Source organism: Chryseobacterium sp. 2TAF14 (genome assembly GCF_052115105.1).
GTDB lineage: Bacteria > Bacteroidota > Bacteroidia > Flavobacteriales > Weeksellaceae > Chryseobacterium.
Genome location: NZ_JBFRGA010000377.1, coordinates 1 through 426, shown reverse-complemented (window position 1 = coordinate 426; position 426 = coordinate 1). Strand labels below are relative to the sequence as shown.

The following is a 426-nucleotide window of genomic DNA, read 5'->3' as shown; positions in this document are numbered from 1 at the left end:
GCTGTTATCTATCCTATAATGTATTGATCGATAAAGCAGTTCTGCAGGAGCTTTAGGATCAATTCCAGATTTCTCTTTTTTAAGATCATCTTTATTAAACTTAGGCATTTTTAGAAACTGCTGATTCTGAGCAAAAAGAGCTGTATTGACTAAAAATACAGACAATATGGTTATTATTTTTTTCATCTATGATTTTTTTGAAATTAAAATTTTAGAGTTATCGGCATTCATTATTTTTTTTCTGAAACTTACATAATCGTTGTATTTATCTTTAGGATGAAGACCTTTTTTCATCTGGAAAAACCTTTTTACAATAAGCTGATCTTCTTTCTTTTCAAAAGAAATTTTATAGCTTCCAAACTCTGAGCTGATATTTCCGTTTTCCGGCATTTCTTCAATAGTGTAGCCAGCCGGAAGCTTATAAAC

General features: G+C 30.0%; 2 protein-coding genes. Both read right to left on the bottom strand.

Annotated features, from left to right (window positions below; translation table 11 throughout):
- Positions 1–186, bottom strand: a 186-nt coding sequence (locus tag AB4Y90_RS18245) for a hypothetical protein (RefSeq protein ID WP_441558972.1), incomplete at its 3' end; no start/stop codon positions are given.
- The coding region (locus AB4Y90_RS18240) for a DUF3858 domain-containing protein (RefSeq protein ID WP_441558971.1) at positions 187–426 on the bottom strand (240 nt) is incomplete at its 5' end. It lies immediately after the preceding gene.